General features: G+C 63.7%; 11 protein-coding genes. 7 read left to right on the top strand and 4 right to left on the bottom strand.

The window, feature by feature from the left end; genetic code table 11:
• Positions 1-291: 291 nt before the first annotated feature.
• The 3 genes from ACQS5P_RS00825 (at position 292) to ACQS5P_RS00815 (ending at position 3240) form a co-directional block, all read left to right on the top strand.
• A complete protein-coding gene (locus ACQS5P_RS00825) occupies positions 292-600 on the top strand; it encodes a hypothetical protein (RefSeq protein WP_428939007.1) in 309 nt (102 codons plus the stop codon).
• On the top strand, positions 597-1739 hold the full coding sequence (locus ACQS5P_RS00820; RefSeq protein ID WP_428939006.1) for an ATP-binding protein: 1143 nt from the start codon (positions 597-599) through the stop codon (positions 1737-1739). Before ACQS5P_RS00825 ends, ACQS5P_RS00820 begins: the two co-directional genes overlap by 4 nt.
• Positions 1740-1947: 208 nt before the next feature.
• Positions 1948-3240 (top strand): outer membrane beta-barrel protein, encoded by a 1293-nt coding sequence (locus tag ACQS5P_RS00815; RefSeq protein ID WP_428939005.1) that lies wholly within the window; start codon positions 1948-1950, stop codon positions 3238-3240.
• Here ACQS5P_RS00815 and ACQS5P_RS00810 read toward each other — a convergent pair.
• The 3 genes from ACQS5P_RS00810 to ACQS5P_RS00800 form a co-directional block, all read right to left on the bottom strand.
• Positions 3228-4607, bottom strand: a complete 1380-nt coding sequence (locus ACQS5P_RS00810; protein ID WP_428939004.1) for a glycosyltransferase family 4 protein — start codon at positions 4605-4607, stop codon at positions 3228-3230. The genes ACQS5P_RS00815 and ACQS5P_RS00810 overlap by 13 nt on opposite strands.
• Positions 4604-6451 carry a hypothetical protein gene (locus tag ACQS5P_RS00805; RefSeq protein WP_428939003.1) on the bottom strand — a complete coding sequence of 616 codons (1848 nt, stop codon included), beginning with the start codon at positions 6449-6451 and terminating at the stop codon, positions 4604-4606. The genes ACQS5P_RS00810 and ACQS5P_RS00805 overlap by 4 nt, the downstream gene beginning before the upstream one ends.
• Before the next feature lie 91 nt (positions 6452-6542).
• A complete protein-coding gene (locus tag ACQS5P_RS00800) occupies positions 6543-7691 on the bottom strand; it encodes a glycosyltransferase family 2 protein (protein WP_428939002.1) in 1149 nt (382 codons plus the stop codon).
• Between the two features lie 274 nt (positions 7692-7965).
• On the opposite strand from ACQS5P_RS00800, the gene ACQS5P_RS00795 reads away from it, so the two are divergent.
• Entirely contained in the window at positions 7966-9324 is a 1359-nt protein-coding gene (locus tag ACQS5P_RS00795) for a lipopolysaccharide biosynthesis protein (protein WP_428939001.1), read from the top strand.
• A gap of 23 nt (positions 9325-9347) precedes the next feature.
• On the opposite strand, the gene ilvC is transcribed toward ACQS5P_RS00795, so the two are convergent.
• Positions 9348-10355 carry a ketol-acid reductoisomerase gene (ilvC, locus tag ACQS5P_RS00790; protein ID WP_428940977.1) on the bottom strand — a complete coding sequence of 336 codons (1008 nt, stop codon included), beginning with the start codon at positions 10353-10355 and terminating at the stop codon, positions 9348-9350.
• A gap of 508 nt (positions 10356-10863) precedes the next feature.
• Between ilvC and ACQS5P_RS00785 the strand changes: the two genes are divergently transcribed.
• The 3 genes from ACQS5P_RS00785 (at position 10864) to ACQS5P_RS00775 (ending at position 13735) form a co-directional block, all read left to right on the top strand.
• A complete protein-coding gene (locus ACQS5P_RS00785) occupies positions 10864-11658 on the top strand; it encodes a sulfite exporter TauE/SafE family protein (protein WP_428939000.1) in 795 nt (264 codons plus the stop codon).
• A 122-nt stretch (positions 11659-11780) separates the two neighbouring features.
• Positions 11781-12587, top strand: a complete 807-nt coding sequence (locus ACQS5P_RS00780) for a 3-ketoacyl-ACP reductase (RefSeq protein WP_428938999.1) — start codon at positions 11781-11783, stop codon at positions 12585-12587.
• Between the two features lie 17 nt (positions 12588-12604).
• A complete protein-coding gene (locus ACQS5P_RS00775; protein WP_428938998.1) occupies positions 12605-13735 on the top strand; it encodes a uroporphyrinogen decarboxylase family protein in 1131 nt (376 codons plus the stop codon).
• Positions 13736-13761: the final 26 nt, after the last annotated feature.

The following is a 13761-nucleotide window of genomic DNA, read 5'->3' as shown; positions in this document are numbered from 1 at the left end:
GGCCTATCGTGGTACGATGGCGGGCGTGTGGTCGCAGACTGATACCGCAGCCGGAACTTCGCCCGTCGGTCAAGTAGCCGACCAACGCTGGTTTCGCGCCCCCAGCCGCAAAGAGCATCTGCTGGGAGCCGGGCTGTTCCTCGGTTTTTGCCTGTTCTTTGTGATGTTGTTTGTGGTGCAGCGCGGATGGTGGTTCCGGTGGGTGATGCTGAGCCTGGGTGCGATTTCGCTTGTCCGCGGAATGCGGCACGTGCGGCAGGCGTTGCGAACGCGATCGCCGGAGTCGTCTGTATGAAGTCCAAGCCGGATTCGCAACACGAATCGTCCCTCCTCGAGTATGCCTCGTCGCGCGACAAAGACACCGAGGCGTCGCGCAACGGCCAGCAGTACCTGGAGATCCGCATCGGCAGTGGCCGCAAGTGGGCAGGATTGGTGGGGTTCGCCCTGGTTTTTCTGGCGGTGTGCGGCGTGCTGGTGATCCTGTTCGTCCGCTTCACTTCGTCGCTGCGCCTGGCCGTGGGGCTGGTCGTGTTCCTGGTCAGCTATATGCTTCTGATGGGATGGTGGGCCAGCCGCAACGTCGAGGATCGCTACAAATGAGCGTCTCATGGGACACGTTCGAGCGATACAGGCAAAAGGGCCTGGACGCACGCCGCGCCGGGCAGTGGGACTCGGCCAGGATCTATCTGCTGGAGGCGGCCCGCGCGATGCTGGAGCTGAGCAAGCACGCCCGCGGTGAGGAACTGAAACAGGCGCGGCGACAGATGGCCCAACGCCTGCTCGATCTGGCACGCGACTGTGAACAGGCCAGGCGCACCAATCGCAAACCGACCATCCCGGCCCGCGCATCATCGCCGCAGTCTTCATCTGAATCCGAAGGTGCTTCCAATGCCCATGACTGGATCGTGAAGGAAAAGCCTTCGCTGCGTTTCGATGACGTCGCGGGGCTGGATGACGTCAAGGAGGATATTCGGCTGAGGATGCTGTATCCGTTTGAGCATCCGGAACTGGCCGAGCGGTTCGGAATCAAACCCGGTGGGGGCGTGCTGCTGTATGGCCCGCCGGGCACCGGCAAGACCATGCTCGCGCGGGCAACGGCCGGCGAAATTGACGCGACATTCTTCCGGATCTCTCCGGCGGACATCCTGAGCAAGTGGGTTGGCGAGGCCGAGCAGAACATCAAGAAGCTGTTCGACGCCGCCGCCGCCGAACAGCGCGCCATCATCTTCATCGATGAGATCGAGGCGCTGGTGCCCGCGCGTCGTGATGAAGGCTCCAGCGTGATGCAGCGACTGGTGCCGCAGATCCTCCAGGGCATGGAAGGATTCGACAAGCACGCCCGCAACCCGATCCTGTTCATGGGCGCGACCAATGTCCCCTGGCAGCTCGACCCGGCGGTGCTTCGCCCCGGCAGATTTGACGAGAAGGTCTACATCCCACTGCCCGATCAGGCAGCGCGACGGAAAATGCTGGACATGTATCTGGGCAAGCGGCCACTGGACGACACGGTGGACCTGGACGCGCTGGCGCAGCGGCTGGAAGGTTACAGCGGGGCCGACATCAAGTACATCTGCGATCGCGCGGCGACCATCCCGTTTCTGCAAAGCATCGCCAGCGGCCAGGAGGGGCCGATTACCCAGCAGATTCTTCATGAGGTCATCGACCAAACCCCGCCCTCGGTCACGCCACAGATGCTCGAGCGTTTCAGGCAATGGAGCTTTTCGGCGGCGCGGAGCTGACGACAGAGCTGCGGTGGTTTTGACAAAACGAAGGATTTTTGTACGGTTTTGCAGTGGATCGGATCGATAGTGCCAGATGACACGCAGGGCACGTGAGGCAGAATCGGATCCGGACCCGTCAACCGCCGCGCGCCGCGTTCTGGAGAAGGGTTTCCCCGGATCGCCGGGGATCCCGAGCGTTCCCGCCTGGTCGGGAAGGAGTAGAGCAATGAGGAATCGGAAGGTTTTGCGGGCCGCGGTTGCGGCCTGGGCGACGATGGCTTGCGCGCATACCGCCAGCGCGTCAGATGCCCATGTGCAGCCGGGCTCGGCACCGGTGCTTCAACCGATAGCCGGCGATGAGTTGACGCTGGCCCCATCGGTGGTACCGGCCCGGTCACGAGTGATCTATGCAGCCGAGGAGGCGACTCGCGCGCCCGCGATGGCGGCACTGGAGCGCGCGGGGGTGGCGGATACTCTGGACGAGTATGGTCTGAACATCGGCGGCCACATCGAGGCGGGCTGGTCCTATAACTTCGACAAGCCCAGCACCCACCTCAACGCCGGACGCGTCTTCGATCTGGAGGAACAGGATCCGACCCTGCACCAGATCGATGTCTTTGTCGAGCGCAACATCGCCGCCAACGGCGAGAAGTTTGACGTCGGCGGCAAGATGGAATGGCTGTGGGGCGGAGATGCACGGCTGATCCATGCCAATGGATTGTTCGACCACTATGGTTTCACCGACGGGCCGGAGGAGCAATTTGATCTGGTCCAGCTCTACGGGACATTCAACGTTCCGGTGGGCAACGGGCTGCTGCTGACCGCCGGCAAGTTCGTCACACTGCTTGGCTACGAAACCATCAATCCCACCACCAATCCGCTGTACAGCCACACGTACCTGTTTGGCTTCGGGATCCCCTTCACGCACACTGGCGTGCTGGCGCGGTATCAGTTCAGCGAATACTGCTGGGGAACCGCCGGCATCGTCCGGGGCTGGGACCAGGCGCTGGAAGATGCCAACGACGCGGTCAGCTTCATCGGCCAGGCCGGTTACTCCAAGGACAACATCGACTTTTACCTGAACGTGATCACTGGTCCGGAACAGCCGGATAACGAGAGCAACTACCGGACGGTGTTCAATCCGATTCTGGTCTATCGCGACAGCGAACAGCTCACGTTCGCGATCGATGGGATCTACGGGTGGGAGCCGGAAGCGGCGGCCGACGGCGGTGACGGGCAGTGGTGGGGCGCGGCCGGGTATGTCAGCTACAAGATCAACCCGATGTTCACTGCGCAGGGTCGGGCCGAGTACTTCAGCGACCAGGACGGGGCGCGAGGGCTGGGCACGCAGTTGACCGAGGTGACGGTCGGCCTGAACATCCGCCCGCTGCCCGACGACCAATGGGGCCGGGGGCTGGTGATCCGTCCGGAGATACGCTTCGACTACGCCGAGGATCCCGGCTTTGACGGGGAAGACACGCAATGGACGTTCGGGATCGACGCGATCTACGCGTTCTGATCGGCCGGAGTCAACGACGTACGACCAACCGCCGAATCATGCGACAGGCCCGCGGATGAGCGTCCGCGGGCCTGTCGTATATTGCGGTAGTGCTGGATCAGGGCATCGGCGACGTGGTCCCAGGTGAAGTTGGCCGCGGCGCGCTGGAAGCCGGCGCGTCCAAGCTGGCGGCGGCGGGGCGGATCGTCCAGCAGGCGCAGGATTGCCTCGGCCAGAGCCTGGGCGTCGGCGGGCGGCACGAGCAGCCCGGTCTGTTCGTCCTGCACGATTTCGGGGAACGCGCCGCGGCGGGTGGCGATCACCGGCAGCCCAGCCGCCATCGCCTCCACCAGCGGCATCCCGAACGGCTCCTGCCAGATCGACGGAGCCACGAACACGTCCGCGGCGTGATAGCGCTGCACCAGGTCCGTGTGATCCATGCCCTGGTTGCGAAACGTGACGCTTCCGTCCGGCAGGGCGGCCAGCTTCTGCCTCAGCAGTTGCCCGTACGCGCCCGGGCGATAGTACTCCGCCAGCGACAACAACAACGGATCGTCGCTGAAGGGAATGATCATTTCATAGGGCACGACGCTTTCCGGGCCGATCAGTTCCAGGTGGCAGTCGCGGTGGTGACGCACGACGATCGCGAATGCATCGAGCAGGACATGAATCCCTTTCTCAGGAGACAGCCGCCCGACGTAGAGGATGCGCCCTGAAGACTGGTTGCGGGGCCGATCGGTGTTGGCTGTCGCGAAACGTTCGATTGCCACGCCGTTGTACACGTGCCGACATCTGTGGGCCAGGCTCGGAAACCGCCGGCGAATCTTTTCCGCCAGAAAGTCGCTTACTCCCAGCACCAGATCCGCCTGCTCCAGACGCTGCTGAATCATCGTCGCGTCAAGCTGATTGAGCCATTCGCAGTGCATCTGGAGGACGATGCAGGCATCGGGCAGCACGCGACGAATCAGCGGCACAAACTGCGAAAAGTTGTGGATGTGCACCACATCAAGCGGCTGTTGCCGTGCCTGGCGGCTCAGGTCCCTGAGCACCTGGCCGATGAATTGCCGGTAGCACCAGGCCGAGCTGAAAAATGGGCGCGTCGGATCGCGCCACCCGCGACGGTCCAGCTCCTGCATGATCAGCTTGATCCAGCGATCGATCGAGACCGAGGCGCGGCGATACTCCACCGCCTGAAAATGGCTGAGGCGCTTCTGCCCGCGTCCCAGCCGGCTGTAGGTGATCGTGCGATGTCCCCGCGCCGCCAGCCGCCGGGCGATCTCGTCGGTCAGCAACGCCACGGAGTCAGCACCATTAACCGGAGGTTCGATCACACTCCAGGGCTGATGGATCAGCGCCAGATTCATCGGGCCGTCGGTAATGCGGTTCATCGTTGAGCTGCCAGTTTCTCGTCGAGCGGCTGGGCCAGATCGTAGACCCGGATCGAGCTGCCGATGCGTTTGATCACGCGGTAGCGGTCCAGCCAACTGTAATCGGGCGCGTCAATGCGCGTGCCGTCCTTGCGTAGCTCAAAACCGAAGAGCCGTCGGCCGATGTTGGTGCTGATCGCGAAAAGCCCTGCGGGCGGGGGCGGGGCATCGACGGCGGCCGGGTCCAGTCCCAACTCCCGTGGAAGCTTGTCCTTGGGATACATGAACAGATGCAGCGCATAAGGCCGGCCGCGCATTTCCGGGGAATGCAGCCACTTGGCCAGGCGATCGATGTCCTGGCCCCAGTCGATGTTGCTGTCGGCCAGGAAGCGGTCGCCGCGCTGCGTTCCGCCGGCGCCGAGATTGAAAAACGAAAGGTAATCCGGATGGGCGATGGCGGTTTCCGCCGCCGCCAGCGTCAGGCATCCCGCCAGCGCGCCCAGCAGCCGTCCGCGCACCAACGGCCAGCATGCCAGCAGGTACAGCATGACAATCAGCGGCAGGACATGTCGGATGCCAATGTTGACTCTGGCGGTGAGGCTGCCGGCCAGAAGGATCGCCGCAGCCAGCAGAACGGGCGCCGCCCTGCGGGCTGGAAGCCGCGCGCGACGACGCGCTGCGACTGCCGCAAGCGCGAACCCCATCGCCACCAGCAGTCCCAGCGGACTTTTCAATGCGATCGCCTCGGGGAAGTAATACCACCATCCCTTCTGCTGCAACTGGCCGTTGAGGTACGCGGGATGACCGTTACGAGCATGCTGCGCAAACCACAGGCCGCCGATCGCCAGGCTGGGCATGGGAACCGGCATCTGTTTGACCCAGGAGGGTATCAGCCGCCATTCGCTGTCGGGTGGAAAGCGATTCTGATCGCCAATGGGTCCCACATCGAAAAGGTAGGTGGCCCAGAGCGTGATCACGCCCAGCACCGAGGCGATCAGGATCTGGCCGAGGCGGATCGGCATTGCCGACCTGCGCGTGCCGAGCCGTTGCCACAATGCCAGCCCCACCAGCACGGGGATGACCTGCGCGCTGGTGAACTTGCAGGCCAGTGCCGCGGCGATGGCGATGCCTGCGACGGCGGCCCGGGCGGCGCCGCCGAGCATGATCCAGCGGGCCCCGAAGTACAGTGCCGCGACGAAGCCCGTGGCCGCCGCCACGTCCGTGCACACCAGCGCCCCATGTCCCAGCAGGGTTGGGTCCAGGCTGAGGAACGCGACGCTGGCCGCCGCCACCATCGCTCCGGCCAGCCAGCGCGCCAGCAGGTACACGCACAGCAGCAGCATCGCCGGAAAGATCAGCATGGCATATCGGGCGCGATGTAGCGTCTGGCGGTAGGGCAGTTGTCCATTGTCAAACAGGACCGCCGCCCCGGCCTCGCAGCTTTGCGGCTCATTGGCGATCGTGCGCGTCCGCCACCGCTGGGGCAGATGCACGCCTGAAAGGTACAGGGGCAGGCCGGCGACGAGTCTGGGCAGCGGCGGATGCTCCACGCCGTAGACGTGTTTGCGCATGTCGTACAGGGCCACCGCGGCGCCGATGTGGAACGGCTCATCCACAATATTGTTGAACACGGGAATGGTCATCGCCATGCGAACGATGGCGATCGTGCCGCAGACCAGCGCGATCCATGGTGCGGCTCGTGTCAGCGATGCGATGATGGCGAATCGCCATGCGGAGGGGGAACCCGCCAGCCGCCGGGGTACATCAACTGGCGGACGCTGGGTGCCTGAGGCGTTGGCACTGTCGCTGTAGGGGTCGCTTCTGGCCTCCGGATCGCAAGCAATGCGCCCGATGCCCATGGCCATCCAACTCCGTGCGAGAGCATCCGGTCAACGGCTGCTGTGGCGTGGCATCCATGGCGTCGGCGCGTCGGCCGATATCCGCGGTCGTGCGGTCTCAGCCTCGCAGAGGGCGAGCCGAGACTTCGCGGACCGACGCCGGTTCGCCGCGCGACGCGGCGCTGGCAACGCCAACGCCAGCCGACGCCTCGGTTCCCGCGGCGACTCCCGCTGCCGCTGCTGCCGCCGGCGCCGCGGCCGTTGCCGCCGCAGGCATGCTCACCGCTGATCCATTTTCCGCCTCCTCCTGCTCCGCATGCGTCAATGCCGTTTCAATCGCAAAAGCCACATCCCGCACCAGCTTGGGCCAGTAGCGCCCCAGCCACAGCAGCAATGCTGCGCGACAGGCGAGGCGCTGTGGCCAGCCCAGCGGCGCCACCGACACCGACCGCCAGTACTGCCGAACCAGGTTCCAGTCCGGGAAGACCACGCGATGACGCAGGGCCGGGTTCCACCATTCCGGCGGGGGCAGCGGTCCAGGACCCAGCCAGCGCGTCACCCAGCTTCGTCCTCCGCTGGCGCGTGAAGGAAGTGTTTGCATCGACTGCGACACGTGGCGCCTGGCCAAAAACAGCGGGCGGGGAATCTGTCGCAGGCGTCCCAGCAGACACAGCCGGGCGATCAGCACGCGATCGCCGTGTGCATATGGCTCGTGTCCGGGCGTGCGCAGCAGCGCCTCGCGGCGCATCAGGCCGAAAACCTCGAAGTTTCGATGCTGGCGATGCGGCGCGAGCATGAATCGGCGGAACCGCGTCACCGGGCTGGGCTCGTCCAGATTCAGCACATACTGATACTGCTCGACAGGCTCGCCGCGTTCATCGATGATCGTCGTTTGCGGGTAGACGACCACGACCTGGCGGTTGTGATCGCGGTCCAGCACATCAACGCACTCGGCCAGGTGTTCGGGGGCCACCAGATCATCATGGGCGTGCCAGCGGAAGTATTCGCCGCGCGCCAGGTGCAGGCCGAAATTGAAATTCGCCGCCGGGCCCAGGTTCGTCTGGTGTCGGTGGTAGCGTATTCGCGAATCGCGCGAGGCATATTGCCGGCAGATGCTTTCGGTGGCGTCGGTGGAGGCGTTATCGCAGACAATCAGCTCGAAATCGGTGTAAGTCTGTGCCAGCAATGAGTCCAGGCAGGCGCGCAGGTACTTCTGACCGTTGCGGACAGGTACACACAGGCTGACTCGTGGTACAGGCTCGCCCATAAGTGAGAATCCTACTGGCGTCGCCAGCACCTTAGCGGAAAAGCGGCAAATGCCCAAGTCATAAATTTCCGATGGTATTTTAACAGGTTGTCGGGTTTGGGGAATGGATGTAGGGTACGCTGCTGCACAGGGCAGAACCTGTCGTGGCCGGCAGGTCTGCTGCCGCTGATGCCTGGTCGCTCTCTTGCGGTCTCCGCAGGGAGCTTGCCGTTGTAAAGGACTTGCCTACGATCCGTACGCCACGACGAGGCCATCAGGCCACCAGCTTTTTACGATGTCCAGCGCCAGTTCTGCTGATCCGACTGCCAACGCGGCGCCCGCCACGCCGATCGCCCTCGCGCCGTTTCACCTGGCGCGAAACCTCATGCGAACGCGCGCCACGTGGGTCTTGATCGACCAGGGAATCGTCAGCGCTGGAAATTTCCTGGCGGCCCGGCAGCTTGCCTCCTACCTCCCGCAAGAATCCTTCGGAGCCTACAACGTTCTGCTGGAGACGATGCTGTACCTGAACAGTCTCCAGGCCGCCCTGGTGATCAATCCCCTGACCATCAAGGGCGCAACGCTGGGACGGGATGAGCTGGGACGGCTGGCCACCGGAGCGTTCCTGCTGACGCTGGGGCTGCTGCCGATTCTGGGCGGGGCGACGATTTTTTCCGTCGGGGCGCTGAGCACGGGCCAGGTTGCCGTGGCGGCGGTGATCGCGCTGCTGCTCTGGCAGCTCCAGGAGACCCTCCGCCGCGCACTCATCGCTGATTTACGATACATCGATTGCATCTGGGGCGACAGCATCCGCTACGTTGGACAGGTCGTCGGCATCACCCTGCTGGGTCTTGCCGGGAAGCTGACGCTGGACCATGCGTTTCTGGTGATGGCATTAACTGCGGCGCTGGCGATTGTGGTGCAGGCCGCCCAGGTCGGCATGCGACCGATCCGGTTCTGGCAGCTTCGGCTGATCGCGCGTGACTTCTGGCGGATGGGACGGTGGTTCGTGCTGGGCAACGCTGGCGGACTGGTCGGCAGCGTCGGCTACTGGTGGACACTGACCTGGGCGCATGGAAAGGAAGCCGCCGCCGTTTACGGCGCCATCATCCTGCCCTTCAAGCTGGCCAATCCGATCATGAACAGCATCTGCGGACTGGTCATGCCCGCGGTGGCGCGCACCACCGCCGCCGAGGGAAAGCGCGCCAGCACCCGTCAGGCCATCCGCTACATCGCGTTTGGCGCTGCGCTTCTGCTGCCATATTTCCTGGCCTTGGCGGTGTTGCCGACGTTCATGCTCAAGGTCTTCCTGCCGGACGACTCTCCCTATATCGCCTATGGGAAATACCTGCAGCTCTTCGTGGCGAATTACGTGGTGGCGTACCTGTCGAACACGATTGGTGCGTGGCTGGCGGGTCTGGGGCGGGCGCGGTGGAACTTTTACAGCACGGCCATCGCCGTCGTCGCCGCCGCCGTGGTTGGTCTGCCCGCCACCGTGATCTGGGGCGTGCCGGGACTAATCCTGGGCGGGCTGTTCAGTTCACTGGTGGCGCTGGTGAGCGGAATCTGGTTTGTCGATAAGGCCTCGGCATTGCCCGCCACCGAGCCGCCCGCGCCCATCGCTCCCGACGAGTACACCTCCGCCACTCGATAGCCGATTACGGCAGCCGCCCGTGCTCAGCTCTGCGGCGGCTCCTTGGCTTTGAGCCAGGGCATCAGTTTTCGCAGCCGTCGGCCAACCACCTCGACGGGGTGATTCAAATCCGCCTCGTACAAACGCTTGAAGTTCTTCATGCCGCTTTCGTACTCGGCGCGCCACTCTCTGGCGAATTGCCCGGACTGGATCTCAGACAGGATCTCTCGCATCTCCGCCTTGGTCGCGTCGTTGATGATCCGCGGGCCACGCGTCAGGTCGCCATACTCGGCGGTGTTGCTGATCGAGTAGCGCATATACGCCAGGCCGCCCTGGTAAATCAGATCCACGATCAGCTTGACCTCGTGGACGCACTCGAAGTAGGCCATTTCCGGGGGATATCCGGCCTCGACGAGGGTTTCGAACCCGGCCTTGATCAGGGCGCTCAGCCCGCCGCACAAAACCGCCTGTTCCCCGAACAGGTCGGTTTCGCATTCGTCCTTGAAGGTGGTCTCGATCACGCCGCTGCGCGCGCCGCCGATGCCGCGTGCCCAGGCCAGCGCCGTGGCGCGTGCCTTGCCGCTGGCGTCCTGATGCACCGCCAGCAGGCACGGCACGCCGCCTCCTTTTTCAAACTCGCTGCGAACCAGATGTCCGGGACCCTTGGGCGCTACAAGAATGACATCCACATCCTTCGGTGGCACGATCGTCTTGAAATGGATGTTGAACCCGTGGGTTGCGCCCAGCGTCTTGCCAGCCTTCAAATGCGGCGCGATGCTCCGCTGGTACACTTCCGGCTGCACTTCGTCCGGAAGGGTCAGAATGATCAGATCCCCAGCCTGCACCGCTTCCTCGATGCTCACCGGATCAAACCCGTGTTCAATCGCCAGCCGGCCATTGGCACTGTCCCGGCGGTTGGCGACGATCACCCTGACCCCGCTGTCACGCAGGTTCAGCGAGTGGGCATGTCCCTGCGAGCCGAAGCCCAACACGGCCACGGTCTTGCCCTTCAGTGCATCCAGCGGAGCATCCTTTTCGTAAATCATCTTCAACGGTTCGCCAGCAGCCATGGGTGTGAAACCTCCATCAGTCCGGGGTTGAATCGAGTCGGGCAAATCTAGTCCACGCCCGCCGCCCTGTCAAAAGCTGCTTCGGGCGCTTCGGGTCGAACATGCTCATTATCTGGCCGCGGCACTTGGTCTCACAGGCGTCGCGCCTGACGTTGATACACATTTCCGGGAACCCTCGTTTTTCAGGCAGCAGAGCGGACCGGCGTCTGGCCCGCGCGAAGCGGCATGAAGTGATGAACAGCCCGGATGTCGGACTTTCGAACTCCAGTGCACCCTGCATGGCCGGGACGGCCATGCCACAATTGGGTCGGACGTGTCACGGGCGTCCTCGCCCGTGCCATGGGCGGGACGCACCGGCGGAGACGCCTTCCGACAGCAGCGTGCGTGATACTGCCCAAGACCAGATTGATCGGTTTCACCGTCCCGATTCGCTGCCGGAAATGTGGACATGCCCTTCTGATTCGACTCCGCAAATGCTATCGTTCTGACGATGCAATGGGTCTGGTGGGGGTTGGCATGGCTGGCGATCTTTCTGATCGGCGTCACCAAGAGCGGCTTCGGCAGCGGGGTGGGGCTGATGATCGTGCCGATGATGGCCATTGCGATGGGACACATCCCGTCGCGAGGCTCGGAGGCGGCGCTGGGACTGATGCTGCCGCTGCTGATCGCCGGTGATCTGATCGCCGTCTGGCAGTACCGTCGCCTGTTCAGCTTGAGCATCATCAAGCGTCTGTTGCCGGGGACGGCGGCGGGGGTCGTGATCGGGGGACTGATGCTCTGGTGGTTCCATCAGTTCAGCACGATCGTCGGAGCGCTGATCCGCATCGAGATCGGTATCGAATCGATTCTGCTGGTGGTGCTGCACTGGTGGCGGCAGTGGCGCGGCGTGCAGGAGCATCTGCTGCCCGAGCCGTGGCGGAGCCACGGAACCGGCGCCTTCGCCGCCGTCAGCAGCACGCTCGCCCACGCCGCCGGTCCGATCATCGCCATGTATCTGCTGCCGCTGCGTCTGGACCGCGCGCTGTACGTTGGCACGTGCGCGATCTATTTTTTCATCCTCAACACCGCCAAGCTGCCCGCGTACGTGCTCTGCGGGCAATTCACGCATGCCTCGCCGCTGTTCGCGGTGCAGTTCCTGCCGCTGGTGCTGATCGGCGCTGTGGCGGGCGTGTGGCTCAATCGCCGACTCAGCGATAAGCTGTTCACCCGTGTCGTGTACGTCATGACCTTCATGCTTGGATGGTACGTGCTGATCGACGGCGTATGGCGACTGGCCAGAGGCTGACCGCGAGCGTGAAGCGTCAAAGGCGCCAGCAGGCGTCAGGTGGCGAAGCCGGGAACCCGACACGATGGCTGCGACAGTTCTTTGGCACACCTGGCGCGGCGGCGGCTTGAACCGAGGCAGTTATGCAAAGCATGCAAAGCAATGGACAGAGGGTTGCGATCGTGACCGGTGGCTCGCGCGGCATCGGCAGGGGGATTGCGCTGGCGCTGGCGAAGGTCAATCATCACGTGGTCGTGAACTACGCGCACAATGCATCGGCGGCGCAGCAGGTCAAAACCGAAATCGAATCCACGGGCACTGGCGCGCGGGCGCATCTGGTGCAGGCGGACGTCTCCGTTGCAGCCGACCGCGCAAGGCTGGTCGATGAGACGATCGCGACCTTTGGCCGGATCGACCTGCTGGTCAACAACGCCGGCGTCGCCCCGGACGTGCGCGCTGACATCCTCGAGGCCTCGGAACAGAGCTTCGATCGCCTCATCAACATCAACCTCAAGGGGCCATACTTTCTCACACAGCTTGTGGCCAGAAAGATGATCGAGCAGGTCCGCGATCCTGATTCCGCCGTCTGCAATCCCAAGATCGTGACCATCAGCTCCATCAGCGCGTACACCGCCAGCGTCAACCGCGGAGACTACTGCATCGCCAAGGCGGGGCTGGGGATGATGACGGCGCTGTACGCGGCACGGCTGGCGGAGTATGGAATCAACGTCTACGAGATCCGCCCCGGAGTGATTCAGACGGACATGACCGGCCCGGTGAAGGAAAAGTACGACAAGCTCATCTTCGAGCAGGACCTCACGCCCATTCGCCGATGGGGCCAGCCCGACGATGTGGCCCGCGCTGTTGTCGCCATCGCCACCGACCTGTTGCCGTTCAGCACTGGCGAGGTGATCAACGTGGATGGGGGATTTCATCTGCGACGGCTTTGAATCCGACCTGCGATCTCATGATCGGCCGACCCACTGACCACCGCAACCTCGATTTGACCCAACTGCATCTGGATGTCTGCTTCGGACGAGCCGGCGGCAAGATCATCTGGCAGCCGCGGATTCTGTCCTGGTATGACGACAAGCTGGAGCTTGGCCAGCCGCTGCCGCCGCCCTATACCGGCATGACCCGTCCGCAGCTCTATCGCGCTCTGGGCTGCTCGCATCGCATCTATGAGTTCAACGCCTGCATCGTGCCCCACGAGGATCCCCGTGTCCGCGTGACGCGACAGCAGCTCAATGAAACCGATTTTCAGATCCTCTACGAGACGCCCGTGGGCAGCCAGCTTGCCGTCTATCGCAGGCAGCGCGGCATCCGCTGGAACGAGCCGCTGAAGTGGCCAATCACCAGCCCGCAGGAGATGAAAGTCGCGGCGTGGCGCGCGCTCCACCGCACGTGGAGCTTCGATCGCGCCAAGTACGATGAACTGTGCGCCACCTGGCAGGGCATCGGCGCGCCGACCGTCTACATCCTGCGAACCACGGTGCAGCAGCTTTTCGTGGCCGACATGGGCGTCGAGGCCGCGACCTATGCCCTGCTGGATTATCCCGAAGTCTGCGAGGAGTACTTCGAGGCTCTGAACGTTACGCAGCAGCGGCAGATCGAGGTGATCAACCACAGTCCGATTCAGATCGTGAACTTTGGCGACAACATTCACGCCAGCACGCTGCCGCCCCAATGGTTCGAGAAATACATCCTGCCGGTGTACCAGCGTCGCTGCGAACTTCTGCACAAGGCGGGCAAGTTCGTCCACGCGCACTGGGATGGCAACTGCAAGCCGCTGCTGCGATACGCGCGGCAGACGGGGCTGGACGGGATCGAGGCGATCACACCACTGCCACAGGGGGACGTGACGCTGGAAGAAGTCAGGCAGGCGCTGGGGGACATGTTCCTGCTCGACGGGATTCCGGCGGTGTATTTCGAGACGACCTTCAGCGAGCAGACGCTGATCGACTGCGCCAAACGCTGCATCGAGCTGTTTGCGCCGCGACTGATCCTGGGCATCAGCGACGAGATGGCCGCCGACGGGGAGATCGAGCGCATTCGCCTGGTCGGGCAGGTGGTCGACGACTACAACGCGTCGTTGTGAGCGGTGCGGCGGAAAAAGACTCCCGA

It is taken from the genome of Fontivita pretiosa (assembly GCF_050410795.1).
GTDB classification, from domain to species: Bacteria; Planctomycetota; Phycisphaerae; order Tepidisphaerales; family Tepidisphaeraceae; genus Fontivita; species Fontivita pretiosa.
This window is presented reverse-complemented; position numbering and strand designations above follow the sequence as displayed.

Excerpts from the sequence above, each read along its gene's own strand:
- ACQS5P_RS00825 (WP_428939007.1), top strand. The coding sequence starts at position 292 with ATGAAGTCCAAGCCGGATTCGCAACACGAATCGTCCCTCCTCGAGTAT.
- ACQS5P_RS00820 (WP_428939006.1), top strand. The coding sequence starts at position 597 with ATGAGCGTCTCATGGGACACGTTCGAGCGATACAGGCAAAAGGGCCTG.
- ACQS5P_RS00815 (WP_428939005.1), top strand. The coding sequence starts at position 1,948 with ATGAGGAATCGGAAGGTTTTGCGGGCCGCGGTTGCGGCCTGGGCGACG.
- ACQS5P_RS00810 (WP_428939004.1), bottom strand. The coding sequence starts at position 4,607 with ATGAACCGCATTACCGACGGCCCGATGAATCTGGCGCTGATCCATCAG.
- ACQS5P_RS00805 (WP_428939003.1), bottom strand. The coding sequence starts at position 6,451 with ATGGCCATGGGCATCGGGCGCATTGCTTGCGATCCGGAGGCCAGAAGC.
- ACQS5P_RS00800 (WP_428939002.1), bottom strand. The coding sequence starts at position 7,691 with ATGGGCGAGCCTGTACCACGAGTCAGCCTGTGTGTACCTGTCCGCAAC.
- ACQS5P_RS00795 (WP_428939001.1), top strand. The coding sequence starts at position 7,966 with ATGTCCAGCGCCAGTTCTGCTGATCCGACTGCCAACGCGGCGCCCGCC.
- ACQS5P_RS00785 (WP_428939000.1), top strand. The coding sequence starts at position 10,864 with ATGCAATGGGTCTGGTGGGGGTTGGCATGGCTGGCGATCTTTCTGATC.
- ACQS5P_RS00780 (WP_428938999.1), top strand. The coding sequence starts at position 11,781 with ATGCAAAGCATGCAAAGCAATGGACAGAGGGTTGCGATCGTGACCGGT.
- ACQS5P_RS00775 (WP_428938998.1), top strand. The coding sequence starts at position 12,605 with ATGATCGGCCGACCCACTGACCACCGCAACCTCGATTTGACCCAACTG.